This window comes from Bradyrhizobium sp. SZCCHNRI3052 (genome assembly GCF_032484895.1).
Lineage (GTDB): Bacteria > Pseudomonadota > Alphaproteobacteria > Rhizobiales > Xanthobacteraceae > Bradyrhizobium.
The window spans coordinates 703,096-727,464 of sequence record NZ_JAUETW010000002.1 but is presented as its reverse complement, the minus strand read 5'-3'; the positions used below and the strand labels follow the sequence as shown (position 1 = coordinate 727,464).

At 65.3% G+C, this 24,369-nt stretch carries 24 protein-coding genes and 1 pseudogene; 8 read left to right on the top strand and 17 right to left on the bottom strand.

Translation table 11 applies throughout. The annotated features are described in order from the left end of the window. Positions 1 to 7: 7 nt before the first annotated feature. The 11 genes from QW887_RS08520 to QW887_RS08470 all read right to left on the bottom strand — a co-directional run bounded on the left by QW887_RS08520 (position 8) and on the right by QW887_RS08470 (position 12,636). Positions 8 to 1,090, bottom strand: a complete 1,083-nt coding sequence (locus tag QW887_RS08520) for an ABC transporter ATP-binding protein (RefSeq protein ID WP_315717340.1) — start codon at positions 1,088 to 1,090, stop codon at positions 8 to 10. After that, positions 1,087 to 2,640, bottom strand: a complete 1,554-nt coding sequence (gene glpD, locus QW887_RS08515) for a glycerol-3-phosphate dehydrogenase (RefSeq protein ID WP_316194375.1) — start codon at positions 2,638 to 2,640, stop codon at positions 1,087 to 1,089. The genes QW887_RS08520 and glpD overlap by 4 nt, the downstream gene beginning before the upstream one ends. A 153-nt stretch (positions 2,641 to 2,793) precedes the next feature. Continuing rightward, positions 2,794 to 3,627 (bottom strand): DeoR/GlpR family DNA-binding transcription regulator, encoded by an 834-nt coding sequence (locus QW887_RS08510; RefSeq protein WP_315717342.1) that lies wholly within the window; start codon positions 3,625 to 3,627, stop codon positions 2,794 to 2,796. A gap of 144 nt (positions 3,628 to 3,771) precedes the next feature. Then, positions 3,772 to 3,963, bottom strand: coding sequence for a hypothetical protein (locus tag QW887_RS08505; protein ID WP_315717343.1), 192 nt, complete (start codon positions 3,961 to 3,963; stop codon positions 3,772 to 3,774). A gap of 159 nt (positions 3,964 to 4,122) precedes the next feature. Beyond that, entirely contained in the window at positions 4,123 to 4,365 is a 243-nt protein-coding gene (locus QW887_RS08500; protein WP_315717344.1) for a hypothetical protein, read from the bottom strand. A 403-nt stretch (positions 4,366 to 4,768) separates the two neighbouring features. After that, positions 4,769 to 5,197 (bottom strand): acyl-CoA thioesterase, encoded by a 429-nt coding sequence (locus QW887_RS08495; RefSeq protein ID WP_315717345.1) that lies wholly within the window; start codon positions 5,195 to 5,197, stop codon positions 4,769 to 4,771. Positions 5,198 to 5,243: 46 nt separating this feature from the next. Next, positions 5,244 to 5,867 carry a flavin reductase family protein gene (locus tag QW887_RS08490; RefSeq protein ID WP_315717346.1) on the bottom strand — a complete coding sequence of 208 codons (624 nt, stop codon included), beginning with the start codon at positions 5,865 to 5,867 and terminating at the stop codon, positions 5,244 to 5,246. Between the two features lie 65 nt (positions 5,868 to 5,932). Next, positions 5,933 to 6,544: a TetR/AcrR family transcriptional regulator gene (locus QW887_RS08485; RefSeq protein ID WP_315717347.1), complete on the bottom strand. Its 612-nt coding sequence runs from the start codon at positions 6,542 to 6,544 to the stop codon at positions 5,933 to 5,935. Positions 6,545 to 6,565: 21 nt separating this feature from the next. Further along, the gene (locus QW887_RS08480) at positions 6,566 to 9,706 is read right to left on the bottom strand and encodes an efflux RND transporter permease subunit (protein ID WP_315827008.1); all 3,141 of its coding nucleotides are present in this window, start codon (positions 9,704 to 9,706) and stop codon (positions 6,566 to 6,568) included. 266 nt (positions 9,707 to 9,972) lie between these two features. Next, positions 9,973 to 11,079, bottom strand: coding sequence for an efflux RND transporter periplasmic adaptor subunit (locus tag QW887_RS08475; RefSeq protein WP_315827009.1), 1,107 nt, complete (start codon positions 11,077 to 11,079; stop codon positions 9,973 to 9,975). 225 nt (positions 11,080 to 11,304) lie between these two features. After that, positions 11,305 to 12,636: an MFS transporter gene (locus QW887_RS08470; RefSeq protein WP_315827010.1), complete on the bottom strand. Its 1,332-nt coding sequence runs from the start codon at positions 12,634 to 12,636 to the stop codon at positions 11,305 to 11,307. A 128-nt stretch (positions 12,637 to 12,764) separates the two neighbouring features. Between QW887_RS08470 and QW887_RS08465 the strand changes: the two genes are divergently transcribed. Beyond that, on the top strand, positions 12,765 to 13,199 hold the full coding sequence (locus QW887_RS08465; protein WP_315827011.1) for a DUF2809 domain-containing protein: 435 nt from the start codon (positions 12,765 to 12,767) through the stop codon (positions 13,197 to 13,199). Positions 13,200 to 13,235: 36 nt separating this feature from the next. Here QW887_RS08465 and QW887_RS08460 read toward each other — a convergent pair whose 3' ends face one another. The 4 genes from QW887_RS08460 to QW887_RS08445 all read right to left on the bottom strand — a co-directional run bounded on the left by QW887_RS08460 (position 13,236) and on the right by QW887_RS08445 (position 16,407). Continuing rightward, on the bottom strand, positions 13,236 to 14,198 hold the full coding sequence (locus tag QW887_RS08460) for an alpha/beta hydrolase (RefSeq protein ID WP_315827012.1): 963 nt from the start codon (positions 14,196 to 14,198) through the stop codon (positions 13,236 to 13,238). Between the two features lie 48 nt (positions 14,199 to 14,246). Then, positions 14,247 to 14,804: a TetR/AcrR family transcriptional regulator gene (locus tag QW887_RS08455; protein ID WP_316192129.1), complete on the bottom strand. Its 558-nt coding sequence runs from the start codon at positions 14,802 to 14,804 to the stop codon at positions 14,247 to 14,249. A 125-nt stretch (positions 14,805 to 14,929) separates the two neighbouring features. Further along, positions 14,930 to 16,102 (bottom strand): winged helix-turn-helix domain-containing protein, encoded by a 1,173-nt coding sequence (locus QW887_RS08450; RefSeq protein WP_316194374.1) that lies wholly within the window; start codon positions 16,100 to 16,102, stop codon positions 14,930 to 14,932. 74 nt (positions 16,103 to 16,176) lie between these two features. After that, positions 16,177 to 16,407 (bottom strand): hypothetical protein, encoded by a 231-nt coding sequence (locus tag QW887_RS08445; RefSeq protein ID WP_315717355.1) that lies wholly within the window; start codon positions 16,405 to 16,407, stop codon positions 16,177 to 16,179. A 385-nt stretch (positions 16,408 to 16,792) separates the two neighbouring features. On the opposite strand from QW887_RS08445, the gene QW887_RS08440 reads away from it, so the two are divergent. Then, positions 16,793 to 17,443, top strand: coding sequence for an OmpA family protein (locus QW887_RS08440; RefSeq protein ID WP_315717358.1), 651 nt, complete (start codon positions 16,793 to 16,795; stop codon positions 17,441 to 17,443). Between the two features lie 66 nt (positions 17,444 to 17,509). Here the strand turns inward: QW887_RS08440 and QW887_RS08435 are convergent, their stop codons facing one another. Continuing rightward, a complete protein-coding gene (locus QW887_RS08435; protein WP_315827015.1) occupies positions 17,510 to 18,838 on the bottom strand; it encodes a phospholipid carrier-dependent glycosyltransferase in 1,329 nt (442 codons plus the stop codon). A 139-nt stretch (positions 18,839 to 18,977) separates the two neighbouring features. On the opposite strand from QW887_RS08435, the gene QW887_RS08430 reads away from it, so the two are divergent. From QW887_RS08430 to QW887_RS08410, 5 genes and pseudogenes are all read left to right on the top strand, one after another. Further along, positions 18,978 to 19,679, top strand: a complete 702-nt coding sequence (locus tag QW887_RS08430; protein ID WP_315717360.1) for a FecR domain-containing protein — start codon at positions 18,978 to 18,980, stop codon at positions 19,677 to 19,679. After that, a complete protein-coding gene (locus QW887_RS08425; protein ID WP_316194373.1) occupies positions 19,676 to 20,842 on the top strand; it encodes a hypothetical protein in 1,167 nt (388 codons plus the stop codon). The genes QW887_RS08430 and QW887_RS08425 overlap by 4 nt, the downstream gene beginning before the upstream one ends. A gap of 23 nt (positions 20,843 to 20,865) precedes the next feature. After that, positions 20,866 to 21,024, top strand: a complete 159-nt coding sequence (locus tag QW887_RS08420; RefSeq protein ID WP_315750456.1) for a hypothetical protein — start codon at positions 20,866 to 20,868, stop codon at positions 21,022 to 21,024. A 285-nt stretch (positions 21,025 to 21,309) separates the two neighbouring features. Continuing rightward, positions 21,310 to 22,539, top strand: coding sequence for a Tad domain-containing protein (locus QW887_RS08415; RefSeq protein ID WP_315827018.1), 1,230 nt, complete (start codon positions 21,310 to 21,312; stop codon positions 22,537 to 22,539). Positions 22,540 to 22,973: 434 nt separating this feature from the next. After that, positions 22,974 to 23,075 (top strand): annotated as a pseudogene (locus QW887_RS08410) (GTP-binding protein); the annotation flags it as partial. 173 nt (positions 23,076 to 23,248) lie between these two features. Here QW887_RS08410 and QW887_RS08405 read toward each other — a convergent pair. Then, on the bottom strand, positions 23,249 to 23,767 hold the full coding sequence (locus tag QW887_RS08405; RefSeq protein ID WP_315717363.1) for a cupin domain-containing protein: 519 nt from the start codon (positions 23,765 to 23,767) through the stop codon (positions 23,249 to 23,251). Between the two features lie 148 nt (positions 23,768 to 23,915). Between QW887_RS08405 and QW887_RS08400 the strand changes: the two genes are divergently transcribed. After that, positions 23,916 to 24,131 (top strand): CsbD family protein, encoded by a 216-nt coding sequence (locus QW887_RS08400; RefSeq protein WP_315750360.1) that lies wholly within the window; start codon positions 23,916 to 23,918, stop codon positions 24,129 to 24,131. Positions 24,132 to 24,369 lie beyond the last annotated feature (238 nt).

Sequence of the window (24,369 nt, the reverse complement as noted above, 5' to 3'; positions counted from 1 at the left end):
ATCTCCCTCAGATCGCCGGCGCGGCGACCAGGCGGTCGCCGGCGTCGAACACGAACACATTGGACGGATCGAGCACCGCGTCGAGGATCTCGCCGGGCTCGTATTCATGGACGCCGTGCAGCACGGAGACCCAGTTCATGCCGTCGCGCGTCAGATGCACGAAGCTCTCCGATCCCGTGATCTCGGTGACCGAGACGATCGCAGGAAAGGCATGGCGGCCGTGACTGCCGTCGCCTTTGCCAAGCCCGAGCTGATGCGGGCGGAAGCCGACGCGGTAGGCGCCATCGGGCAGATCAGCATAGAGGCCGACCGCCGGCGCCTTGACCCCGCCGGCGTACTCCACGCTCTCGCCGCGCTTCTGGATCTCGACCGTATTCATCGGCGGGTCCGAGAACACCTGGCCGACACGCAAGGTGTCGGGTCGGCGATACACGGCCGCGGTATCGCCGGCCTGTAGCGCCTGCCCTTCCCACATGCAGATCGTGCGGCCGCCGAGCAGCAGCGCCTCCGACGGCTCGGTGGTGGCGTAGACGAAGATCGCGCCCGAGGCCTCGAAGATGCGCGGCAGCTCGGTGCGCAGCTCCTCGCGGAGCTTGTAGTCGAGATTGGCGAGCGGCTCGTCCAGCAGCACGAGATCCGCGCCCTTCACCAGGGCGCGCGCGATCGCGGTGCGCTGCTGCTGGCCGCCAGAGAGCTGCAGCGGCGTACGCTTCAGATAGGGCTCGAGCCGCAGCAGCCGGGCGGCTTCCGCCACGCGCTTCTCGATCTCCTGGCGCGACTTGCCTTGCACGCGCAACGGCGAAGCGATGTTCTCATAGACCGAGAGCGAGGGATAGTTGATGAACTGCTGATAGACCATCGCGACCGAGCGCTGCCGCACGTCGGCGCCGGTGACGTCCTTGCCGTCGACCAGCACCCGCCCCGTGGTCGGCCGGTCGAGGCCGGCGAGCAGCCGCATGATCGAGGTCTTGCCGGACAGCGTCGGCCCGAGCAGCACGCTCAGCGTACCGCGCTGCAACGTCAGCGAGACGTCGCGAATGGTGGTCACGCCGTCGACAATTCGGGAGACGTGATCGAGCGTCACGCTCATGCGCGCCCTCCCGCCTCGCGCGCCGGCACGGCGGAGCGCTCGCGATTGGCTGTGATCCACGCATCGAGCGCGGCGATCTCAGCCGCCGACATCCGCAACCCCAGCTTCGATCGCCGCCACACGATGTCCTCGGCCGTCAACGCCCACTCGTTCGTCATCAGGTACCTGACTTCACGCTCCGTCAAGGTGCCACCGAAATCCTGGCCGAGATCGGCCAAAGATGTCGCACCGGCGAGCATGGCCGCAGCCCGCGTGCCATAGGCATGGGCGATCCGCTTCGCATGTGCATCCGACAGGAACGGATAGGTCTTGCGGAGATCCGCAATCAACGGCCCGACGGCCGAAACCTTCATGTCGCCGCCGGGCAGCGACGCCTTGCCGGTCCATCCCTCCTCCGCCTTGCCCCCTTTCAGATAGGGCGCGAGACGCTCCAGCGCCTCTTCCGACAGGCGCCGGTAGGTGGTGATCTTGCCGCCATAGATCGACAGCAGCGGCAAGCCGCCGGGCGTATCGAGCTCGAACACGTAGTCGCGGGTCGCCGCCTTGGCCTCGGAGGCGCCGTCGTCATAGAGCGGACGCACGCCGGAATAGCTCCACACAACGTCGGCCGGCGTCACCGGCTTGGCGAGATATTCCCCGAGCGCGGCGCAGAGATAGGCGATCTCCTCGTCGGTCGCCTTCACCTTGGCCGGATCACCCTGATAGTCGCGATCGGTGGTGCCGATCAGCGTGAAATCCTGCTGATAGGGAATGGCGAAGATGATACGGCCGTCGGCGTTCTGGAAGATGTAGGCGCGATCGTGATCGTAGAGCTTGCGCACCACGATGTGCGAGCCCTGCACCAGCCGCACCTTGGCCTTGGCATTGACGCCGGCGCCGGTCGCCAGCACCTGCTCGACCCAGGGACCGGCGGCATTGACCAGCGCGCGCGCCTTGATGGTCTCGCGCTCGCCGGTCTGCGTGTTATCGGTCGTGACCAGCCAATGGCCGCCATCCTGACGGATCTCGGTCGCACGCGTGCGGGTGCGGATGACGGCGCCGCGATCGGCAGCATCCCGCGCGGTCAGCACGACCAGACGCGCATCGTCGACGAAGCAGTCGGAATATTCGAAGCCCTTGCTGTAGCGCCCGGGGATCAAGGGGCGGCCGACCTCGTCGCTGCGCAGGTTCACCGACCGCGTCGGCGGCAGCAGCTTGCGGCCGCCGAGATGGTCATAGAGGAACAGGCCGAGGCGCAGCAGCCAGGCCGGGCGCAGCCCCGAATGATGCGGCAGCACGAAGCGCAGCGGACGGATGATGTGGGGCGCGATCTGCCACAGGACTTCGCGCTCGATCAGCGCCTCGCGGACCAGCCGGAACTCGTAATATTCGAGATAGCGCAGGCCGCCATGCACGAGCTTGGTCGACCAGGACGAGGTTCCGCTCGCCAGATCATTCATTTCACAAAGGAAAACGGAATTTCCGCGTCCGGCGGCATCGCGCGCGATGCCGCAACCGTTCACGCCGCCTCCGATAATGGCGAGGTCGTAGATCCGCTCCAACAGACGCATCCCCCGGCAATCGCCTTGACTGCGGCGATTTCACTTTCAGTTTCGAGTTAAACACAAACGAAAGTGAAAGCAAATCGAAATTCGCATGTTGGGCCGCGGTTGGGCAAAACCTGCCCAAACCGGGATCAAGGAGCCTGCAAGAGTGGCGGAAAGTCAGGCGCGGCGGAGCACGGCGGACCCCGCCGTTTCGGTTGCCTCTACGGCGTCGTCGGCCTCGTCGGCGGACATCGCCGAGACCACCTCGATGCCGCGGCTATGGCAGAGGCTGGCCAGTCCGTCCGGCAGCGGCCGGTCGGTGACGAAGGTCTGGATCTGGCTGAGATGGGCGATGCGCACCGGCGCGCTGCGGTGGAGCTTGGTGGAATCGGCCACCAGCATCACGCTGCGGGCATTGGCGATGATCGCCTGCGCCACCTGGACCTCGCGATAGTCGAAGTCGAGCAGCGCGCCTTCCTCGTCGATCGCGGATGCGCCGATGATCGCATAGTCGACCTTGAACTGGCCGATCAGCTGCGTCGCGGTCGATCCGATCACGCCGCCGTCTGAGCGCCGCACCGTGCCGCCGGCCACGATCACCTCGATGCGCGGATGCGGATAGAGCAGCATCGCGACGTTGAGATTGTTGGTGATGACGAGCAGGTCCTGGTGCGACGACAGCGCGCTCGCCACCTCCTCCGTCGTGGTGCCGATATTGATGAACAGCGAGGAGCCGTTCGGAATCCGCGCGGCTGCGACCGCACCGATCGCCTTCTTCTCCTCGGCAGCGACGAAGCGCCGCGCCTCGTAGGCGAGATTCTCGACCCCGGAGGCGATGATGGCCCCGCCATGGATGCGCGTCAGCGCGCGCTGCTCGCACAGATCGTTGAGGTCCTTGCGGATGGTCTGGGCCGAGACTTCGAAGCGGCGCGCGAGATCCTCCACCATGACGCGGCCGGAGGCGCGCGCGATGTTGAGGATGTCGGTCTGGCGTTGAGAGAGGACGGCCATGGCAAGCTTTCGGGGACAAGCTGCACCATGGTGATGCTGATCGAGTCAAGCGTCAATCGGCAAGCACTGGGCGCATCGCAGCAATCGCCTGAAACGTCGCGCGCGGTCTGGTCCGGCCGACGTCCACCGCGTGCGCCCGTCTGCTCAGGCGGCTGCGCTCAGCTCGCCGGTCACGAGCCGAATCGCGGCGCGTTCGGCTTCGCGGGCATTGCGAAACACCTGGCCCTCGAGGGCATTGAAGCGATGGGACGCCGCGAAGAAGCGGAAGCCGCCGCGATCACGGACGACGATCCCCGCCGCCTGGGAGCTGACCTCGATGATGTAGGTGTCGGACATTGCGCAATCCCGTCGTTCATTCCGGGGCGTATAACCGAGCTCCATGACGAATGTTCCGTGCAGGGAGCCACCGGCCATTCCGATGTGAATGCCAACAGGAAATTGTGTGGATGTTATGTTGGCTGCGCTGCACGCACTCACGCCGTGACCCATGTCGAATCAGTGCGGATCATCCGGCACGAGCGTCACCTTGCGCAGCGACGCATCGGCTCCGCCGAGACGGTGTTGATGCTGACCGAGCAACTGATAGATCGTACGCAGATCCCTCAACACCTCGACGTGATGTTCACGAAACGCGCTGAGCTGATTCTCGTAGACGCAAATCCTGCGCTCGGCGTGGAGAAGCCGCTGCTGCAGCTTCTTCAGGACCTGCAAGGTCAGTTTCTCGTCAACGTCCGACATGGACTTCCTCCCACCCTGTTCGCGCAACACGCCCCCGCCGTTTCCTCTGTGCCGGCAATTTTTTCCGGCTGGCATTTTTTGCCTTGTGGATCGAAAACGAACTGCCGTCAGCGCTGCTCGTCCGAATGTGTCACTCGAAGCACGCAATACGGCAGAGACGCGGCAACGCGCAGCCAAGCAACCAGAACTTGCAATTATCGTAAAGACGCTCGCCCTGTGGACAAGGCGCATCTCGCGCGAGAGTGATCGCGGCAGACGCCGAGCGCGCATGCTCGGCCTTCGCGTCTCCGTCCCGCCCGACCCAAACAAACGCGTATCGCCGGATCGCGGTTCCTTATGCCGAGCGAGCGACATATGCGGCGGATTAACAGAGGTTACTTGCGCCGACAGACCGCGAATGTGATCAGGCTGTGACGGAGCCGTCGCGCCGGATCGGCTGCGGCCGGCCATCGTCGTCGATCGACACGTAGGTGAAGTTGCCGTCGGTGACGAGGATCGGCTGCTCCTCCTTCCGGCGCAGCACCCAGGCTTCGAGACGCACCGTCATCGAGGTGCGGCCGACGCGGACGAGATGCGCATAGACCGAAACGAGATCGCCGACATACACCGCCTTGCGGAAGTTCATCGCCTCGATCGCGACCGTCACCGTGCGCGACTTCGCGACCTTGGCGGCGTACACGCCGCCGCCGACGTCCATCTGGCTGAGCAGCCAGCCGCCGAAGATGTCGCCATTGGCATTGGTGTCGGCCGGCATCGCCAGGGTGCGTATGCAGAGATCGCCGCGGGGCTCGGTCGGCGCGGACAGCGCGGCATGGACGGTCGCTTCGGTCACGTCGGGTGGTCTCCAATTGCAGCAGCGTTCAAGAGGCGCAAGTCCGTCAGTCCGGCCTCGCCATTTCGAACATCGCCTCCTGCATGATCTCGAAATAGTCGCCGCGACGCCCGGCACGGACGATCGGATGCGCCAGCGCCGTCTGGTAGACGCCATCCTTGATCAGCGTCTTGTCGATATGCACGCCGACCACCTCGCCGAGCGTCAGCCAGGCCTGCGCCTTGGCACCGTCGGCGCCCTGCAGCTGGATGATCTGCGTCACCTTGCACTCGAACGCGACAGGGCTTTCGCCGACGCGCGGCACGTTGACGAACTTGCAAGCTACCGGCGTCACGCCCGCAAGCTTGAACTCGTCGACCTCGCGCGCGACATGCGCGGCGGTCGCATTCATCTGCGTCGCCAGGCCGCGCGTCACCAGGTTCCAGACGAACTCGCCGGTGTCCTGGATGTTGGCGACCGAGTCCTTCCACTGCGTCGAGGAGAAGCCGATGATCGGCGGCGTGTAGTTGAAGGCGTTGAAAAAGCTGTACGGCGCAAGGTTGACGTGACCGTCCGGATCACGCGACGAGATCCAGCCGATCGGACGCGGCGCGACGATGGCGTTGAAGGGATCGTGGCGCAGGCCGTGGCCGTTCTTCGGTTCGTAGAAATGCAGATCCCGTTCGGTCACGCCGTCGTCCCTTCCGTCATTGCGGGGAGCGCAAGCGACGAAGCTTCGCTCGAATGACGGCGAACTTAGCTTGCAGCGCGCCTGGAACCAAGGCCTGACAGCACGAAATCGATCATCTCGTCGATCGTCGGGCCCGGCTTGGTCGCGCATTGCGCGATCATCTGCGGATGGAAGAAGCGCATCATCGCGGTCGTCGCACATTTTGCCGCCAGCGGCAGATCGGTGACCGCGAATTCGCCGGACGCCGCGCCCTGCCCGATCACCCGGCCGATGATCTCGGTGATCAGCAGCATGTGCGCCTCGCAGACGTCCCAGCTCTCCTCCATCGCCACCGCGACCATCTCGTGCAGCTTGCTGTCGCCGACATAGCGCTCGGTGTTCATGCGATGGATCGTGCCGAGCAGCTCGCGCAGCCGCGGCGCCGCCGGGCCGGGCCGCTCCGCGATCATGATGGCGGCCGCCTCGACCTGGGCCATCAGCGTGTGGGCGACCCCCCGGTGGATCGCCTTCTTGGAGTCGAAGAACCGGTAGACATTCGCCGGGCTCATACGGAGCTCCTTGGCGATGTCGGCGACGGTCGTCTTCTGGTAGCCGATCTGTCGAAACAGGCGCTCAGCAACGACGAGAATGCGCTCGTGCGTATCGGATTCGATATGGTCGGAAACCAGGGTCATCATGCCTGCGATCTTGTTGGTCCTTCATTCGGCGGCCTCGGCCAGAGGAAGCGCGGGCCTCGGCACGTCAGTGTGCTGCGCTGCGGAATGATCCGCGTCTTTCGCTCCGCGCTCGTCCAGACTCTTGCGGAACCATAGGGCATACAATCCAGGCAAGTACAGCAGCGTCAGGAAGGTTGCAACGAACAACCCGCCCATGATGGTGATCGCCATCGGGCCCCAGAACGCCGAGCGCGACAGCGGGATCATGGCGAGGATCGCGGCGAGCGCGGTCAGCACCACGGGGCGGGCACGGCGCACCGTGGCCTCGATGATCGCCTCCTTGCGGGTCAGGCCATGGGCAACGTCGGTCTCGATCTGATCGACCAGGATCACCGCGTTGCGCATGATCATGCCGGCGAGCGCGATCAGGCCGAGCAGCGCCACGAAGCCGAACGGCGCGTTGGCGACATTGAGCCCGAGCGAGGCGCCGACGATGCCGAGCGGCGCGGTCAGGAACACCAGGATCAGCCGTGAGAAGCTCTGCAGCTGGATCATCAGCAGGGTCAGCATCACGATGACCATCAGCGGAAACAGCACGAAGATCGAGGCATTGCCCTTGGCGGATTCCTCGAACGCGCCGCCTGCCTCGATCCGGTAGGCGGGCGCGAGGTGGTTGCGGATATCCTGCAGCTTCGGCGAGATCTGGTTGGTGACATCCGGCGCCTGGACGCCATCCGCCACGTCGGCGCGCACCGTGATCGCCATGTCGCGGTTGCGACGCCACAGGATCGGCTCCTCGTGGGAATACTCGATCTTGGCGATCTGCTGCAGCGGCACGGCCACGCCGTTCTTCGAGGTGATGGTGAGGTCGCCGACATGGGCGAGATCCAGCCGTTCGGACGGCGCGGCACGCGCGACGACGCCGACCTTCTCGATGCCGTCGCGGATGGTCGTGACCTGCACGCCGGAGATCAGCATCGCCAGCGACTGCGACACGTCCTGCGGGGTCAGGCCGAGCGCGCGGGCACGATCCTGGTCGACGACCAGCTTGAGGTAGGGCGACTGCTCGTTCCAGTCGAGCTGCGGATCCCTGACATTCGGATTCTGGCGCATGACGTCGCGCACCTGATGGGCGATCTCGCGCACCTTCGCCGCATCCGGGCCAATGACGCGGAACTGGACGGGGAAGCCGACCGGCGGACCGAAATTGAAGCGATCGACGCGGACGCGCGCTTCGTTCAGCTCGCCATTCGCAGCCGCGGTCTCGATCTTGGCCTTGATGCGCTCGCGCGCGGCCACGTCCTTGGCGACGATCACGATCTCGGCGAAGGCCTCGTTCGGAAGTTGCGGGTTGAGGCCGAGCCAGAACCGCGGCGAGCCCTGCCCGACATAGGCGGTGTAGGTCTCGATGTCCTTGTCGTCCTTGAGCAGCTTCTCTGCTGATTTGGCAGCCTTCTCGGTGACACCGAATGCGGTGCCCTCCGGCAGCCGCAACTGCAGGAACAGCTCGGGGCGTTCCGACAGCGGGAAGAACTGCTGCTGGACGTGGCCGAAGGCCACGATCGATGCCGCGAACACGCCGACCGTCGCAGCGACTGTGGTGATGCGGTGATCGACGCACCAGCGGATCACGCGGCGCAGGCCGCGATACATGCGCGTATCGTAGATCGCGTGCTCATCATGGTCGTGATGAACCTTGATGTCGGGCAGCAGCTTGACGCCGATATAGGGCGTGAAGATCACCGCGACGAACCACGACGCGACCAGCGCGATGGCGACGATCCAGAAGATGCTGCCGGCATATTCGCCGACCGCCGAATTGGCAAAGCCGATCGGCAGGAAGCCGGCGGCCGTGACCAGGGTGCCGGTCAGCATCGGGAATGCGGTGGATTCCCAGGCAAACGACGCGGCGCGCATCCGGTCCCAGCCCTGCTCCATCTTCACCACCATCATCTCGACCGCGATGATGGCATCGTCGACCAGCAGGCCGAGCGCGATGATGAGGGCGCCGAGCGAGATGCGGTGCAGGTTGAGCCCCATGATGTTCATGACGATGAAGACGAGTCCGAGCACCAGCGGCACCGACAGCGCCACCACGATGCCGGTGCGCCATCCCAGCGCCAGGAACGACACGAACAGCACGATCACCAGCGCCTCGACGAACGAGTGCACGAACTCGCTGACGGCGTGCTCGACCACCTTGGGCTGGTCTGCGATCTGCTCGATCTCGATGCCCTGCGGCACGGCCTTCATGAAATCGGCGGCGGCGGCGTGCACCTCCTTGCCGAGCTCCAGGATGTTGGCCTCCTTGGCCGTGACCACGCCGATGCCGAGCGCGGGCTTGCCCTCCTGCCGCACCTTGAAGCTCGGCGGATCGACGTAGCCGTGGGTGACGGTCGCGATGTCGCCGAGCCGGAACACGCGTCCGTTGCTTTCGACCGGCGTCTCCGCCACCGCCTTGGCGCCGTCGAGCGCGCCGGTGACGCGCAGCGGCACGCGCTGCGACGAGGTCTCGACCGTGCCGGCCGGGGTCACATTGTTCTGCTTGGCCAACGAATCGAACAGGGCCTGCGGTGTGATGCCGAGCGTGGCGAGCTTGGCATGGCTGAACTCGACATAGATGCGCTCGTCCTGGGTGCCGTAGAGATTGACCTTGGTGACGCCGGTGACCTTGAGCAGGCGCTGGCGCAGGCCTTCGGCGGTCTTCTTCAATTGCGCATAATCGGCGCCGTCGCCGGTCATCATGAACAAGATGGAATCGACGTCGGAGAACTCGTCATTGACGAACGGCCCGACGATGCCCGACGGCAGCGACGACTGCACGTCGTCGAGCTTCTTGCGGATCAGGTAGAACAGATGCGGCACCTCTGCCGGCGGCGTCGAATCGCGGAAGGTCACCTGCATCGCGGTGAAGGCCGGCTTCGAATAGGTCTGCACCTTCTCGAAGTAAGGCAGCTCCTGCAGCTTCTTCTCGATGGGGTCGGCGACCTGGCTCTGCATCTCGGCCGCCGTCGCGCCCGGCCACATCACCGAGACGTTGACGACCTTGACGGTGAAGAACGGATCTTCGGCACGGCCGAGCTTCTGATAGGAGAAGAAGCCGGCGACGCCGAGCGCGATGATCAGGAACAGCACCAGCGGCGGATGATTGACCGCCCAGGCCGACAGGTTGAACCGCTTCATGGGTGCTCTCCGATGATCCGATATCGCTATTCCAGGCCATTCTCAGTGATCGTCATTGCGAGCGAAGCGACTTGTCCGCCATAGCCCGAAGGGCGACGGTGGAAGCAATCCAGGAATCCTTCCGTGGAAACAGTCTGGATTGCTTCGTCGCTTCGCTCCTCGCAATGACAACCATTACTTTCGTCATTCCGGGGCGATGCGAAGCATCGAACCCGGAATCTCGAGGTTCCGGGTTCGCACTGCGTGCGCCCGGAACGACAGGAGAACTAGAACGTCAGCGCCGACACGACGCGCACCCTCTGGCTGGGATCGATCTTCTGCACGCCGAGCGCCACGACCTTGTCGCCCTCGTCGACGCCTGACGTGACCAGCACATCCTTGCTGTCATAGGCCTTCACCTTCACCGGCTTCAGCGTCACCTCGCCCTTGTCGTTGACGACATAGAGCGACGGATCGCGGCCCTCGCTGAACAGCGCCGACAGCGGCAGCCGCGCGACGCGCGTGGTGGCGGGATCGGCGAGCGTCAAGGTCGCGGTCATACCGAGCGAGACGGCTTCGCCGGCGTCCGGCAGCGAGAACTTGGCGAGATAGGTGCGCGTCGCGGAATCGGCGGTGGGCGCGATCTCGCGCAGCTTCGCCGCATATTTCTTGTCGGCTTCCGACCACAGCGTGACGTAGGCGCTGCCGGTCTTGGCGCGTTCGAGCAGGGTCTCCGGGATCGCGACCACCGCCTCCTTCTCGGCGAAACGCGCGACACGGATCGCCGCCTGGCCGGCGGCAACGACCACGCCTGGCTCGATCATGCTCGCGGTGACGACACCGCGCGCGTCCGCAACCAGCGTCGCGTAGGACAGCGAGTTGCGGGTCAGCTCGACCGAGCGTTCGGCACGGTTGAGCCGTGCCCTCGCCTCGTCGGCGGACGCCCTGGCCTGGTCCATCTGAGCATCGGTGGTCCAGCCCTTGGCCCGCAGCTCCTTGGCTCGGGTCTCGGCGGCGGACGCCTGCGCAAGCACGCCGGTGGCGGCGCGGAATTCGGCTTCGGCCTGCTCGGCCTGGAGCTTCAGGTCGACCTCGTCGAGCGTGGCGAGCGGCTGGCCGACATCGACGGTCTGGCCGACCTCGACCAGGCGCTTGGCGACCTTGCCGGCGACGCGGAAGCCGATATCGGCCTCGATGCGCGGCCTGATGGTGCCGACGAAGCTGCGTTCAGGCGTCTCGGCCTCGTAATGCACAGGGGCGACCAGCACCGGCCGGATCGGCTCGGCTTTCTGGGCGACGGTTTCATTGCACCCGGCCAGGGCGACGGCCATGGCGGCCAGCGCAAGACCAGTCAACAGCTTGGAATAGCTCGCGAAAATCAGGCGGATCAACATGGGGCACCCTCGCTGCAGTTGCGAGGAAGTGTCGAATGTTGAGTGACGATTGTCAATATTCGTCAGTGATCATGACTTCGTGAACATCTGGACATGTTGCCGCAGGTGCTCATTGGCGCGGCTGGCAGGCTCTGAACTGCGTCAATGCCCACCCCCGCCGTCCTTTCGGGGCCGTGCCGGACAACGGTCGAAAGCCGAATGCCGATCACAGCATGCACGTGGGACTCACTCCGCCGGCGCCTGGTCCGCGAATTCGACCCTGCTCTCATGGCCGCCGAAGAACACGAGCAGCCCGGCGATCAGCGGCAACACCGACAACGCGAGCAGGCCGTGGGTGGTGGAGCCGGTGGTGTCCTTGATCCAGCCCACCAGATAGGGGCCGCCGAAGCCGGCGAGATTGCCGATCGAGTTGATCAGCGCGATGGCGCCGGCCGCTGCCGTGCCCGACAGCCACGCCGTCGGCAAGGTCCAGAACACGCCGAAGACACAGAACACGCCGATCGCGGCGACCGTCAGCGCGACCATGGTGAGCGTGGGATCGCCGATCACGCTCGAGGCGGCCAGCGCGACAGCGATCAGGATCAGCGGCGCGCCGACATGGATCACGCGCTCGCGCGTCGCATCGGAATGCCGCGCCCACAGGATCATCGCGACGGTGCCGAACGCATAGGGGATCGCGGTGACGAAGCCGGTCTGCACATTGCTCAGTCCGAACGCCTTGACGATCTGCGGCAGCCAGAACTGCATGCCGTAGAGCGCGCCGACGAAGCCGAAATAGATCAGGCTGAGCACGATCACCTTGGGCGACGACAGCGCCTCACCGAGCGTCATGTGTCCGGCGGCCTGCTTCGCCGCCGTTTCGGCCTCGAGCCTTGCCGCGAGCCAGGCCTTCTGCTCCGCCGACAGCCAGGCCGCGTGCTCCGGCCGGTCGGTCAAATAGAACCAGGTGACGACGCCGAGGATGATGGACGGAATTCCCTCGATGATGAACAGCCACTGCCAGCCCTGCAGCCCCATCAGGCCGTGCATGCCGAGCAGCAGGCCGGAGACGGGCGCGCCGATCACGGTCGAAATCGGCACGGCAACCGCGAAGGCGGCGAGGAAGCGCGCACGATACTGCGCGGGATACCAGTAAGTGAGATAGAGGATGATGCCGGGAAAGAATCCGGCCTCGGCGACGCCGAGCAGGAAGCGCAGCGTGTAGAAGCTCCAGGGGCCCGAGACCACGGCCATCAGCGCCGAGATGATCCCCCAGGTCACCATGATGCGGGCGATCCAGCGGCTGGCGCCGAACTTCTCCAGCGCGAGATTGCTCGGCACCTCGAAGATGAAATAGCCGATGAAGAAGATGCCCGCGCCCCAGGCGAACACCAGCGGCGAGAATTTCAGCTCCGCGTTCATGGTCAGCGCGGCGAAGCCGAGATTGACGCGATCCAGATAGGAGAAGAAATAGGCGAGCACCAGAAAGGGAATCAGCCGCCAGGAGATCGCGCGGATGGTCGCGGCCTCGATGTCGGAGCGGTCAGGTGCGGCCGGAGTGGTGGCGGACGGACTCATCGATCTCCTCCCGGGAGCTTTCTGGACATTGATAGTTGAAGGCGGTGTTGAGCATCGGTCGTGGCAAGTCAATCGGAAAACCTGACATCCCACAGCCCGTCGGCGCATCGCGGGGGCGCGGCGCGCGCATGACGACGCTATCCTCCTGGCGGCCGCCGCGCGCCGGCAAGCGCCGCCGCGCCGCGATGGCGTTTGCGACGGCACTGATCATGATCGCGCTCGGGCTCGCACTGCGCTTCGCCGGTCTCGGCCTCGGAGCGCCCGCCTTCATCGTCAAGTATGGCGGCTCCCTCCTCTGGGCGACGATGGTTTACATGCTGCTCGTCGCGCTGCTGCCGCGGATGTCACCGTGGCAGATCGGCGGGCTGGCGCTCGCCGTCACCGTGATCGTCGAAGCCTCCAGGCTGATCCACACGCCCTGGCTCGACAGCTTCCGCTTGACCTTGGCCGGCGCGCTGCTGCTCGGACGGATCTTCTCGCTGTGGAACATCGCGGCCTATGTCGTCGGCGTCGTCATCGGCATCTGGATCGACCGATGCGCGACGCGGCCTGCTGCGGCATAGGCCTGTCCACGGCAGGCCGCGATATCAACCGACAGCTCAGATCGGCCCCGCGCCGGCGAGGCCGAAGAAGGCCTTCAGCTCCTCCGCCAGGATGGCAGGCTGTTCTTCCGGAATGTAGTGACCGCACCCGGAGATGATGATGCCCTCGACGTGATCGGCGACCTCCCTGAGCGGCGCGGCCATGTCCACGATCGATCCCTGGTCGGCACCGACGGCCAGCACCGGCGGCTTCAGCTTGCCCCTTTGTTTCAGCTCGCGGTTCTGAAGCGCGGACAGTGCGGCGGCACGATAATAAGCGAGCCCGGCGCGCAAGCCGCCGGCCTTGGTCAGCACGCGGGCGTATTCGTCGAGATCGCTTTCGGAGAACGCCTGGGGATCGGCCCCTTTGCGGCGCAGGAACCACGCGAGATAGTCGCGTTCGCGGCCATGGATCAGCATCTCCGGGAGATCCGCGACGGCGTGGAACGCGAAGTGCCAGGTGCGCCACGCGCGGTCGGGCGCGAACGGCAGCGCCTCGGGCAAGGTGACGCCCGGAATTCCTGCATCGAGCAGGGCCAGACTGCGCACCTCGGCTTCGAACAGGGCCGCATAGGGATAGGCCACCCACGCGCCGATATCATGGGCCACCAGATGATAGCTGGTGACGCCGAGCTGCTGCAGCAGGCGATGCACCGCCGTGGCCAGGGCCTGCGTGTCGTAGCCTTCCGCTGGCCGGTCCGAGTCGCCCTGCCCCGGGAGATCCGGCGCGATGACCCGATAGCGCGACCCGAGCAGCGGCATGACCTTGCGCCAGGCAAACCAGCTTTCGGGGAAGCCTGCGAGCAGCACCACCACCTCGCCATCCGGCGGGCCACCGCTGACATAGTGCAGCCTGACACCCTCGACTGTCTCGAAGCGGTGGGTGAATCCCGGCAACGAGGGCTCGGCGCGACAGAACGGCTCAGCCGCGACCAGGCGCGACGGACTTTGGGCAGAGATGGCGTTCATCAACTCGGGCACGATCATTCTCCTTATTATAGAACAAATGTTTCCTAATTTGGCACGATGTCACGCGAACAAGGTCGCGGCTTGATTTGCGACGCTCATCATCTCGCTCTTGGCACGCCCCGTCTTGCCGACCACCCGCAGCCCCTGGATTACACAGAAAAGAGCGCCAGCCACGGCTTCCGCGTCGAGATTCGGCCGGATCGATCCGTCGGATTGTCCGAGCTTGATCAGATCGCACACCAGGCTCTCAACCCGGCGCATCGCCCCGCGGACCTTGGCGGCGGCCTCCGCATCCAAGGTGGCGAGCTCCGCCGCGCTGGTGACGACCATGCAACCGCGCCGGCCCTCGCCGTCACTGGCGGACTCGGCATAGAACTGCAGCAAGGCCCGCAGCTTGTCGCGGCCGCTGTGCTGCGCATCGAGACGTTCGCGCAGCTGTCGGTCACGCCGCGCGATGTAGTAATCGAGTGTCGCGAGGAAGATCGCGCGCTTGTCCTGGAACGCCTTGTAGAGACTTCCCGTCGCGAGCTTCATCGCGGCGCGTAGCTCGGCCAGCGACGCCGCGTGGTAGCCGCGCTCGCTGAAGACCACCAGCGCCCTGCTCAAGGCGGTATCCATGTCAAACTCGCGCGGCCGGCCAGGCCCACGGCGCTCGACGGCATCCTTCGGAGACTTCATCATGGCCGGATAATAGGAAACAATCATTCCCAATTCAAGCGAAAACGGACCTGTTGCTCCGGGCCTCAATCTCCAAGCTGAAACTTCTGGAACCGGTGCAGCTCATCCTCGATCTGCCGCTTCAGCGCCTTGCGCCGCTCGCCACGCGCGGCCTTGCCCTGGCCGACCCAGCTCCATTTCTGCATCAGGAGCTTGCCGTTCTGGCGGTCGGTCTTGAGGTCGAGCGCGGCGACGATCTCGTCACCGACCAGGACGGGCAGCGCGAAGTAGCCGAACAGGCGCTTGTCCTTCGGGACATAGGCCTCGAAGCGATGCTCGTAGTCGAAGATCGCCTGCGTCCGCTTGCGCTGGATGATCAGCGGATCGAACGGCGACAGAATGTGCACGCGCGCCGGATCGATCTCGATCGGCGCTGCCAATGCAGCGGGCGTGATCCAGTGCTCCTGCTTGCCGACGCCCTCCGCCGTCACCGGCAGCAGCTCGCCGCGCCGGACCCTGGCATCGATGACCCGGCGTACCGCGGCCTTGCTTGGCGCATTGAGATGGCAGAGCGAATCGAGGCTGACGACGCCTTGCGCGCGCAGGCCGCGGTCGAGCAGATAGGCTGCGATCTCGCGATCATTGGCGCCCTTCGGCAGCCGTTCCCAGCCGAAATGCCGGGTGGTGAGGTCGTAGGTCTTGAGCATGCCGTCGCGGCCCGACACCGTCAGCACGCCCTCATAGAAGCCGAGCTGCAGCGCGCGCTTCGACGGCTTGCGGCTGGCCCAGGCGTGGTCCTTCTCGCGCAGAACGTCGTCGTCGATGTCGCGGATCGTCAGCGCGCCGCCTTGGCGAATCAGCCGCATGACCTTGCGCGTATCCTCAGGCTTCACCGTCGTGAGCCAGCGATGGCCCTCGCGGCGGTGGCGGCGCATCGCCGGAACGAAGTAGCGGAAGTCCTGCACCGGAATATAGGACAGCGCGTGGGTCCAATATTCGAAGACGGTCTTGTCGGTGCTCTGCGCCTGCCTGAGATCGGCGCGGCGATAGGCAGGAATGCGGCTGAACAGGATGTGGTGATGGCAGCGCTCGATGACGTTGATGGTGTCGATCTGCACATAGCCGAGATGGGCAATGGCGGCGGCAACCGCCTCGGGGCCCGCGCCGAACGGCGCCTCGGCATCGAGCCGCTGCGCGCGCAGCCAGATGCGGCGCGCCTGCGGCTTGGGGAGCGGGATGGGCGTGGAAACGGCGGGCATGCCGCGCAATGGTGCGAGATTCGCCCCCGCTCCCGCAACGGCAAATCAGGCCGGCGAGATCCCCTAGCGGAACCTCAAGGCTTGGACTTGTCCGGAATGCTGCCGGTGGCGATCTCGGCCTTGCAGCTGGCGCGGCCGGGATCCGGCGCACGGCACTTGTAGATGCGGCCGGTCAGGCGGTCGACCAGCCAGGCCGTATCCTCGGAGGGACTTTCCAGGCCGACATAGCGGTTGCCGACCGCAGTGATCAGCGTCGACAGCAGGATCGATGCCGCAATGATGCCAGCTCCGATCAGCGTCGACATGGAACCCACTGATCCCGTCTGATCCTGACTGCTTGCCCGATGGGACTGATAGTCGCGCCTGTGCGATGGGTTGAACACGGCTTTGCTTTTCTGTTCGCGTTTCTTTGACTACGAATCCACTCGCCGTTCGCGTCCCTCAGGTTTGCGATTTTTTCCCGGCGAGCGCTATCCGGTAGAACCGCATCTGGCCGATTTGTTGTTCGCGGACCGGCCACCTGCCGATCGCTTTGCGGCAGCGCGCGGCGCATCCCGCGGACCACTCGCTTCGCCCCTCAAGGGCCGCCCGGTCCGGCAACGTGACGTCGATCACATTTGATGCTTTGAACCCGTTCTATCGTTCACGCATCCAATGGCCATAGGGCATGACGACCCGAGGATAACGACGATGACCCCATATTTTGGACGCTTTGCAGTTCAGGCGGCGGCGTTCTCCGCCATGCTGGCGATCGGCGCAGGCACCGCGCTCGCCGGCGAGGCCGTATCGGCCGACAAGATCCTCAACGCGCTGAAGCCGAAGGCCGTGACGCGCGGCATTTCGGTCGGACCGCAGGCGACTCCGCAGGCCGACGCGGCAGCGCAGGCGAAGCAAGCGGCCTTCATCGACAGCATGCGCAACCGCAAGACCCGCTCGCTGTCGCTCGGCGAGCGCGAGCAGATTGCCGAGATCGCGGCCACCAAGCCCAAGATCGATCTCGAGATCCAGTTCGACTACAACTCGGCCGAGATCAGCAAGGCCTCGATGCCGGCCGTGCAGGAGCTCGGCAAGGCGCTGTCCGATCCGAACCTGAAGGGCTCGACCTTCGTGGTCGCCGGTCATACCGACGGCATCGGCAGCGACGGCTTCAACCAGGATCTCTCCGAGCGCCGTGCCGACACCATCAAGCGCTATCTGGTCGAGAAGTTCGCCCTCCCCGGCCAGGACCTCGTCACGGTCGGCTATGGCAAGACCAAGCTCAAGGACGCGGCCAACCCGGCCGATCCGCTCAACCGGCGGGTCCAGGTCGTCAACATGGACACCAAAACCGCGGCGAAGTGAGCGCTCCGCCGCGCATCGCCCCGCCTGCCCACGGTCCCTGGCGGGCGGGGCGCTTTTTGTCCGGTTTCAGATCCAGCTCTGGAACAGCATCAGCCGGGTGAAGGTCTGCATCGTCGTGCCGATGAAGGCGGCGCTGACCGGCAGCATCGCGACGAAGCCCAGGATCGCGACGGCGACATAGCTCAACAGCACCCAGCGCGGCCAGCGGGTCAGCACATGGACGAGCGCGAGGCTCGCCAGCGTCGCCGACGGCAGGTAGTAGTAGATGAAGCTCAGCGCGCGCGGCAGCAGCGCCCAGGGCAGATAGCAGCCGAGATAGAACGCCAGGATCAGGAACGCCGTCGCGCTGCGCGTCGCGATGAAATCCCGGACGCAGATCGCGATCGCCGCAAGCGCCGGCCACAGCACCAGCGGATTGCCGAGCAGCACCACCGCGGCGATGTCGGTGTCGCTCGTCTTGTCGAACAAGAACCAGACCGGACGGACCAGCAACGGCCAGGTCGGCCACGCGCTCATATAGGTGTGGCCGGCGATCGCCGTGGTGACGCTGTCGTCAAAGATGCGCCGCTGCGCCTCGAAGATGCCCACGACGGACAGGCCGTGCAGCGGGACGAAGGTCGCGAGATAGCAGACGGTGGGCATCGCGACGAGGCACAGCACGATCTGCGGCCAGCTCAGTTGCGGCCATTGCTCGGGCCGATACCAGTCGGTCGGCTCGCCATCACCGAACGAGGTCTGCCAATGCTGCAACAGCTTGATGAGACCGACGATGAGAAGCGCCGTCAGCAGCGGAAACAGCCCGCTCCATTTGCAGGCGATCGCAAGGCCGAACAGCGCGCCCGCCAGCGCGAACACGACCTGCGGCCGGCGCTGCCGGAACGAAAACAGAAAGGCCGCGATCCCGAGCAGGCTGAAGGCGAGCGCGCCGATGTCGAGCATCGCGATGCGCGCCTGCACGAACAGCATCTGGTTGAAGGCCGCGAGCAGCGCCGCCGCAATGGCAGGCCATTGCGCCGCGAACAGCGCCAGGCCGCATAGATAGATCGCGGCCACGGCGAGCCCGCCGAGCACGGTACCGGGATAGCGCCATGCGAAGGCGTTATCGCCGAACGTCCTGATCGACAGCGCAATCAGCTCCTTGGCGAGCGGCGGATGCATCGGGTTGAGCTGCGGCGTCGCCGGCGCCAGTCCCAGCATCTGCCGCGCCGCCGGCACGTAATGCACCTCGTCGAAGACGAATTTCGGCGGCGAGGCGAGCCCGATCATCAGCACGACGTGCGCGATCGCGAAGATCAGCAATGCCGTCATCACACAGCGGCGGACCGACAGAGCGCCATCCTGCGCAACCTCGCCGTCCTCTTCGTCGTCATCGCGGCGAGCAGCAGATACCTTCATGGGCCTCCGCGTTGAACTGATCTCACGGTGGCGGCAACTAACCACCGAACGGTCATCGAGGCAAACTTGTGCCTATTTTACAACAACCCCGCGCGCCGTCTTCGGCTAGATTGGGCAAGGAACAATCTTCGGTGTGGATATGAATCAGCGTCGCCGAGCCTGTGTCGCTGCAATCTCGGCCGCCGCCCTGCTGGGCTTGGCGGGCGGGGCAAGCGCCGACGGCCGCATCGGCGAGGCCGTGCTGGTGCAGAAGGACGTGCTGCGCGTGGCAGGCGCGTCGAGCAGTCCGATCAATGTCGGCGACGGCGTCGTGCGCAACGAGACGGTGCGCACCGGCAATGACAGCGCCGCGCGGCTCGTCATGATCGACAGCACCAATCTCTCGCTCGGCGCCAACGCCACCCTGACGCTCGACCGCACCGTCTTCAACGACGAGACCAGCTATCGCGATATCGCGATCCGGCTCGGCACCGGCGCGTTCCGCTTCGTCACCGGCCATTCCGAGAAAACCGCCTACAAGATCAACACGCCGCTCGCGACCATCGGCGTGCGCGGCACCATCCTCGACATCCGCTCGCAGCGCGGCCAGACCATGGTCGTGCTGCAGGAAGGCGCTTCGCGGGTCTGCACCCTCACCTTCCAATGCCTCGAGCTGACGCAGCCGGGCGACACCGCGATCATCACCGCGACCGGCAACGGCCGAAGCGCGATCAAGAAGACCAGCAATCCGTCCTGGAGTTTTGCCGCGACCTGCGCGTCGACATCCGGCCTTTGCACGGTCACCGATCTCGCCAGCAATGCGCCGCCGCAGGACTTCACCGGCATCCTGTGCGGGCGATGACGATGAGAACGCACCGCGGTCAGCTTGCTCTCCTGATGACCGCCATCGCCGGCGGGCTGCTCGCGCTTGCGCTGCAAGCCGCGCCGGCCGCCGCGCAGAGCAGTTGCGGGGTGGACAATTTCGCGGCGGCGCCGTGCCCCAGCCCGTCGCCGTCGCCGACCTCCTCGCCCACCGCGACGCCGACGCCGTCGGCCACGCCGACATCGACCTCAAGTCCGACACCGACGCCCTCTCCCTCGATCTCGCCGACCCCGTCGCCGTCGCCCACCGGCGCGGGAAACAGCGCGAACGCGATCAACGGCCTCGCCGACCAGCGCTTCAACCAGATGATCACCAACCGCGTGCTCGGGCTGGTGCTGCTCGGCGTCAACGAGCAGGTCAACTGCAACGACTGCATTAGCGCATTCGGCTCGGCCGGCTCGTTCTCGGCCGGCATCCATGGCCGCAAGCAGCTCACAAACAATCTGGCGCTGCTCGCGGGCCTCGCCTACACGCACTACGACGAGAACGGCTACCACGTGACGTCGGCGCCGATCGGCGCCTTCGCACTGCGCTACGACTTCGTCGACTGGGGCTCGTCGCGGCCGTTCTTCGACGTCGGCACGATCCTGACGCCCTATGAGCGCGTGCGCTACGGCCGGAGCTATGCAACGAGCCTCGGCAACGTCACGGTGGACGGCACCACCACGGCATCGAACTACGCGGTCTACGGCCGCGCCGGCTGGATCAGCCGGCTCTCGCCGCGCGACGAGCTCGCGGCATCGGTCGAGCTGTGGCAGTTGTGGCAGCACGTCGCCGGCTATCGCGATCCCACGGTGGCCTTCAACCCGTTCGATGCGACGATCGCCGGCGGCACCGACCGCACCAGCCTGGTCAAGGTCGGTGGCCAGTGGACCCACCTGTTCGGCACGAGCATCGAGGCCAACATCAATGGCGGCTACGTCCAGTCGTTCGCGACCAGCTCCGGCATCGTCGCCACCGTCACCGGCAACGGCACGGTGACGCCGACCATGGGCAACCAGGGCTGGTTCGAATATGGCGGCCGGCTCGGCTTCCGCCTGCCGCAGGGCTGGATCGCCGATCTGTTCGTCAACGGCACGCTCGGCCCGCAGCCGGTCGGCAACACCATCCACGGCGGCATCGGCCTGCGCGTCCATTATTAGCGGCTGGCGCTGGCCCCTGGCGGGTGCACCAGGGCCGGCTGTTCGCCGACATCCTGCGAGTCGGGCTGCCGAGCGCGCTCAACGCGGTCATGGTCAATCTCACCGTCATCCTGGTGACCGCGCTCTACGCATTGGTGTGCAGCCGCGTTCTCTCGCCCCGGATCTGGCGTTCGCCTCGTTAGCGCGACATCCACCGGCGGGCGCAATCCGACCGCTTGCAACTCACAAGCCGTCACCGCCAAATACAGGCAATTCGCGCGACTGCTACCAATGAGTGGTGCGAACGGGCACCTGTCGATGATCCGGCAAACGGCCTGATAACCTTCCGCTTCCGCTACTCCGCTGCCGGTTTCCTTTACGGAACCGGATTCAGCATGCGGTAACGTCTGACCGCCACTTCCTTTGCAGCAGGGGCTCGCATCCGCCGGCATCGAGCCTCGGACAGCCATCAGCAGGAAGCGTCGCACATGACCGCATCGATTTCGTCGAAGACTCTTCGCGATCTGGCATGGAGATTTGGCCGCGCGAAGGACGGCCAGATCAGCATGATCTTCGCCATCACCATCATCCCGATCCTGGTGTCGGTCGGCGCCGCGGTCGATTTCGCCAAGTCGAGCGACACCAGGGCGCAGTTGCAGAAGTCGGTCGACGCCGCGGTCCTCGCCGGCGTGACCCAGGCGAGCGCGCAGCAGGTGTCGACCGCGAGCGCGGTGTTCTCGGGCAGCTTCAGAGGCCGGTTCGGCACCGGCACAACGGCGACCTTCACGCCCAACAGCGACGGCTCGCTGTCGGGCACTGCGACGACCTCGGTGAAGACCTCGTTCCTCAACGTGATGGGCACGACGTCGCTCGGCGTGACGGCGTCCGCAACGGCCAAGGCCGGCGCGCAGACCACGTCGCCCGTCTGCATCCTGCTGGTCAGCACCATCAACGCGCAATCATTGCTGGTGAATTCCGGGGCCCAGCTCAATGCGCCGAGCTGCGAGATCCACGTGCTGTCGACGCAGAGCCCGGCCGCGATGTTCAACGCCACGCTCAACGTCAAGCGCATCTGCATCAAGGGCACCAACATCACCAAGAACGGCGGCGTCACTCCGCCGGCCGAGACTGGCTGCGCGGCGATCTCCGACCCATTTGCCGGCAAGCTGCCCGCCGTCACGGTGGGCGCGTGCACCACCAACAACAAAGTCTATGATCCCGGCTCGGTCACCCTCAATCCCGGCGTCTATTGCGGCGCGACCAATTTCAACGGCTCCGGCACGCTGACGCTCAATCCGGGCCTCTACATCATCAAGGGCGGCGCGATGACCTTCAACTCGGGGTGGACGGTCACCGGCAGCGGCGTCACCTTCTACCTCGTCGACCAGAACGCGACGCTCACCTTCAACGGCAACGTCAATGCGACGCTGTCGGCGCCGACCAGCGGCACCTACGCCAATATCCTGATGTACGAGCCGAGCGGCCTGTCGACGACGAACCTGCCGATCAACGGCACCAGCAGCTCGTCCTACACCGGCCTGATGTATCTGCCGAGCCGCAACGTCACCATCAACTCGGTCTCGACCATGAGCAGCAACAGCGTCACGATGGTGTTCAACACGCTGATCCTGAACCAGACCAACTGGGCGATCGCGCCCGGCGCACTGTCGATGTCGGCGGCCAGTGGTCCGGCCGGCACGGCGTTCCTGTCGAGGTAGGTGCCATAGCTGAGCCAATTCTCGTGAGTGCTGTTTCAGTAGCTTGTCGCAGGGACTGACGACCCGGCTACACGAAAAGATATCAGCTCCTCTTTTAGGAGATGAAACGGAGCTGCATCCCGCCACCGATACTGCTTCCCTCTCCGCGTTCTTCACGGCAGAGGGAACGCGGTGTCGCTGGCGGCTGCAGCGTCGTTTCAGCACTGCAAGGGCTTCACCAGCTCACCAGAGCCGCTCGAGCCCTGCGTCTCGGCCGCCGCCTCTGCCGACTCCCCAAGCGGCCGCGAGCCCGCCCACTCACGCCTTCGTCGCCACTCTCTCCCCTTGACACCCTCTCCCGTTTCAGATGATGTTACGTTATAACATTGCATAAAGAGGCCGCATGCCCGCCCGCCGGCACCGACCCTTTCCCCTGAAGAGGCTGTTCGATCTCGATGCGCAAACTCCCCGTCACGGTCTTGTCCGGCTTCCTCGGGGCTGGGAAGACCACTTTGGTCAGCCACATCCTGAACAACCGCCAGGCTCGGAAGCTGGCGCCGCGCCAACGAGGCGGCCTGATCAGCATTCATCCGAACAACGGCTCGGGTGCAACGACCAGCGAGACACACGCGCGACAGTCGCCCCTGCTTCGCGTGTGAGAGGGAAGGCGGTATAGCCGCTCCCTGCCCGGCGGAGCCGTCGCGAGACGGCTCCGCCATTTCCTTGATGGCTACGACTTCGATTCGGCAGGATCGCGGTGCACCGGGTCGATCCACAGCACCGTCTCGGGCTTCTCGACCGGCTCGATGTCGATGTTGATCGCGACCGCCTCGCCGTCGCTGCGCACCAGCACGCATTCGAGCACTTCGTCCGGGCTCGCATTGATCTCCTGGTGCGGCACATAGGGCGGCACGAAGATGAAATCGCCGGGACCGGCCTCCGCGGTGAACTGCAGCCGATCGCCCCAGCGCATCCGCGCCTTGCCTTTCACGACGTAGATCACGCTCTCGAGATGGCCGTGATGATGCGCCCCGGTCTTGGCGTCAGGCCTGATCGTGACCGTGCCCGCCCACAATTTCTGCGCTCCGACGCGCGCGAAGTTGATCGCCGCCTTGCGGTCCATGCCCGGCGTCGACGGCACGTTGGAATCGAGCTGATTGCCCGGAATGACGCGGACGCCGTCGTGCTTCCAGCGCTCGTCGCCGTGATCGTGGGAATGGCCGTGCGCGTGATCGTGAGAGCCTGACATGATTTCTTCTCGGGATTTCGTCGGTTCGAGGGAACCAACCGTTCTTAGCCGAAATGCCGCAGCGAAGCTATTCGCAGTTCCGCGCGAACCTTTCTGCATTGCGTGCGTTGGATCGGTGGAGTTCACACGAACAACGGAGGACGAAATCATGGGTGCCACCACCGACAAGATCAAGGGCGTCGCCAACGAGACCATCGGCAAGGCCAAGCAGGGCATCGGCGAAGCCACCGGCTCCGAGCGCCTGCAGGGCGAGGGTGCCGTGCAGGAGATCAAGGGCAAGGGCCAGCAGGCGCTGGGCGATGCCAAGCAGGCGACCAAGGACGCGGTGAACACTGCCGCCGGCGCCGCCAACAAGAACCTCTGAGCAGGATCGGCGCGACCGCTGAGGTAGCGCGATGAAGCTCAATAGAAACTAAAAGGATCGGCTCCTCGTGGGCCGATCCTTTCGTTTTATATCACGTCCGAGAAATAGCTCATGCTTACGTCCGTCATCGCAAGCGAAGCGACGCGATCCAGAGTCCCCGACCGGACACTGGATTGCTTCGTCGCCTGCGGCTCCTCGCAATGACGGCGGTGAGAGCCTTTGCATCAACTCGGCTCGT

Excerpts from the sequence above, each read along its gene's own strand:
- QW887_RS08440 (WP_315717358.1), top strand. The coding sequence starts at position 16,793 with ATGACCCCATATTTTGGACGCTTTGCAGTTCAGGCGGCGGCGTTCTCC.
- QW887_RS08475 (WP_315827009.1), bottom strand. The coding sequence starts at position 11,079 with ATGTTGATCCGCCTGATTTTCGCGAGCTATTCCAAGCTGTTGACTGGT.
- QW887_RS08510 (WP_315717342.1), bottom strand. The coding sequence starts at position 3,627 with ATGGCCGTCCTCTCTCAACGCCAGACCGACATCCTCAACATCGCGCGC.
- QW887_RS08465 (WP_315827011.1), top strand. The coding sequence starts at position 12,765 with ATGACGACGCTATCCTCCTGGCGGCCGCCGCGCGCCGGCAAGCGCCGC.
- QW887_RS08485 (WP_315717347.1), bottom strand. The coding sequence starts at position 6,544 with ATGATGACCCTGGTTTCCGACCATATCGAATCCGATACGCACGAGCGC.
- QW887_RS08435 (WP_315827015.1), bottom strand. The coding sequence starts at position 18,838 with ATGAAGGTATCTGCTGCTCGCCGCGATGACGACGAAGAGGACGGCGAG.
- glpD (WP_316194375.1), bottom strand. The coding sequence starts at position 2,640 with ATGCGTCTGTTGGAGCGGATCTACGACCTCGCCATTATCGGAGGCGGC.
- QW887_RS08505 (WP_315717343.1), bottom strand. The coding sequence starts at position 3,963 with ATGTCCGACACCTACATCATCGAGGTCAGCTCCCAGGCGGCGGGGATC.
- QW887_RS08445 (WP_315717355.1), bottom strand. The coding sequence starts at position 16,407 with ATGTCGACGCTGATCGGAGCTGGCATCATTGCGGCATCGATCCTGCTG.
- QW887_RS08500 (WP_315717344.1), bottom strand. The coding sequence starts at position 4,365 with ATGTCGGACGTTGACGAGAAACTGACCTTGCAGGTCCTGAAGAAGCTG.
- QW887_RS08430 (WP_315717360.1), top strand. The coding sequence starts at position 18,978 with ATGAATCAGCGTCGCCGAGCCTGTGTCGCTGCAATCTCGGCCGCCGCC.
- QW887_RS08450 (WP_316194374.1), bottom strand. The coding sequence starts at position 16,102 with ATGCCCGCCGTTTCCACGCCCATCCCGCTCCCCAAGCCGCAGGCGCGC.
- QW887_RS08425 (WP_316194373.1), top strand. The coding sequence starts at position 19,676 with ATGACGATGAGAACGCACCGCGGTCAGCTTGCTCTCCTGATGACCGCC.
- QW887_RS08415 (WP_315827018.1), top strand. The coding sequence starts at position 21,310 with ATGACCGCATCGATTTCGTCGAAGACTCTTCGCGATCTGGCATGGAGA.
- QW887_RS08455 (WP_316192129.1), bottom strand. The coding sequence starts at position 14,804 with ATGGATACCGCCTTGAGCAGGGCGCTGGTGGTCTTCAGCGAGCGCGGC.
- QW887_RS08400 (WP_315750360.1), top strand. The coding sequence starts at position 23,916 with ATGGGTGCCACCACCGACAAGATCAAGGGCGTCGCCAACGAGACCATC.
- QW887_RS08480 (WP_315827008.1), bottom strand. The coding sequence starts at position 9,706 with ATGAAGCGGTTCAACCTGTCGGCCTGGGCGGTCAATCATCCGCCGCTG.
- QW887_RS08520 (WP_315717340.1), bottom strand. The coding sequence starts at position 1,090 with ATGAGCGTGACGCTCGATCACGTCTCCCGAATTGTCGACGGCGTGACC.
- QW887_RS08470 (WP_315827010.1), bottom strand. The coding sequence starts at position 12,636 with ATGAGTCCGTCCGCCACCACTCCGGCCGCACCTGACCGCTCCGACATC.
- QW887_RS08405 (WP_315717363.1), bottom strand. The coding sequence starts at position 23,767 with ATGTCAGGCTCTCACGATCACGCGCACGGCCATTCCCACGATCACGGC.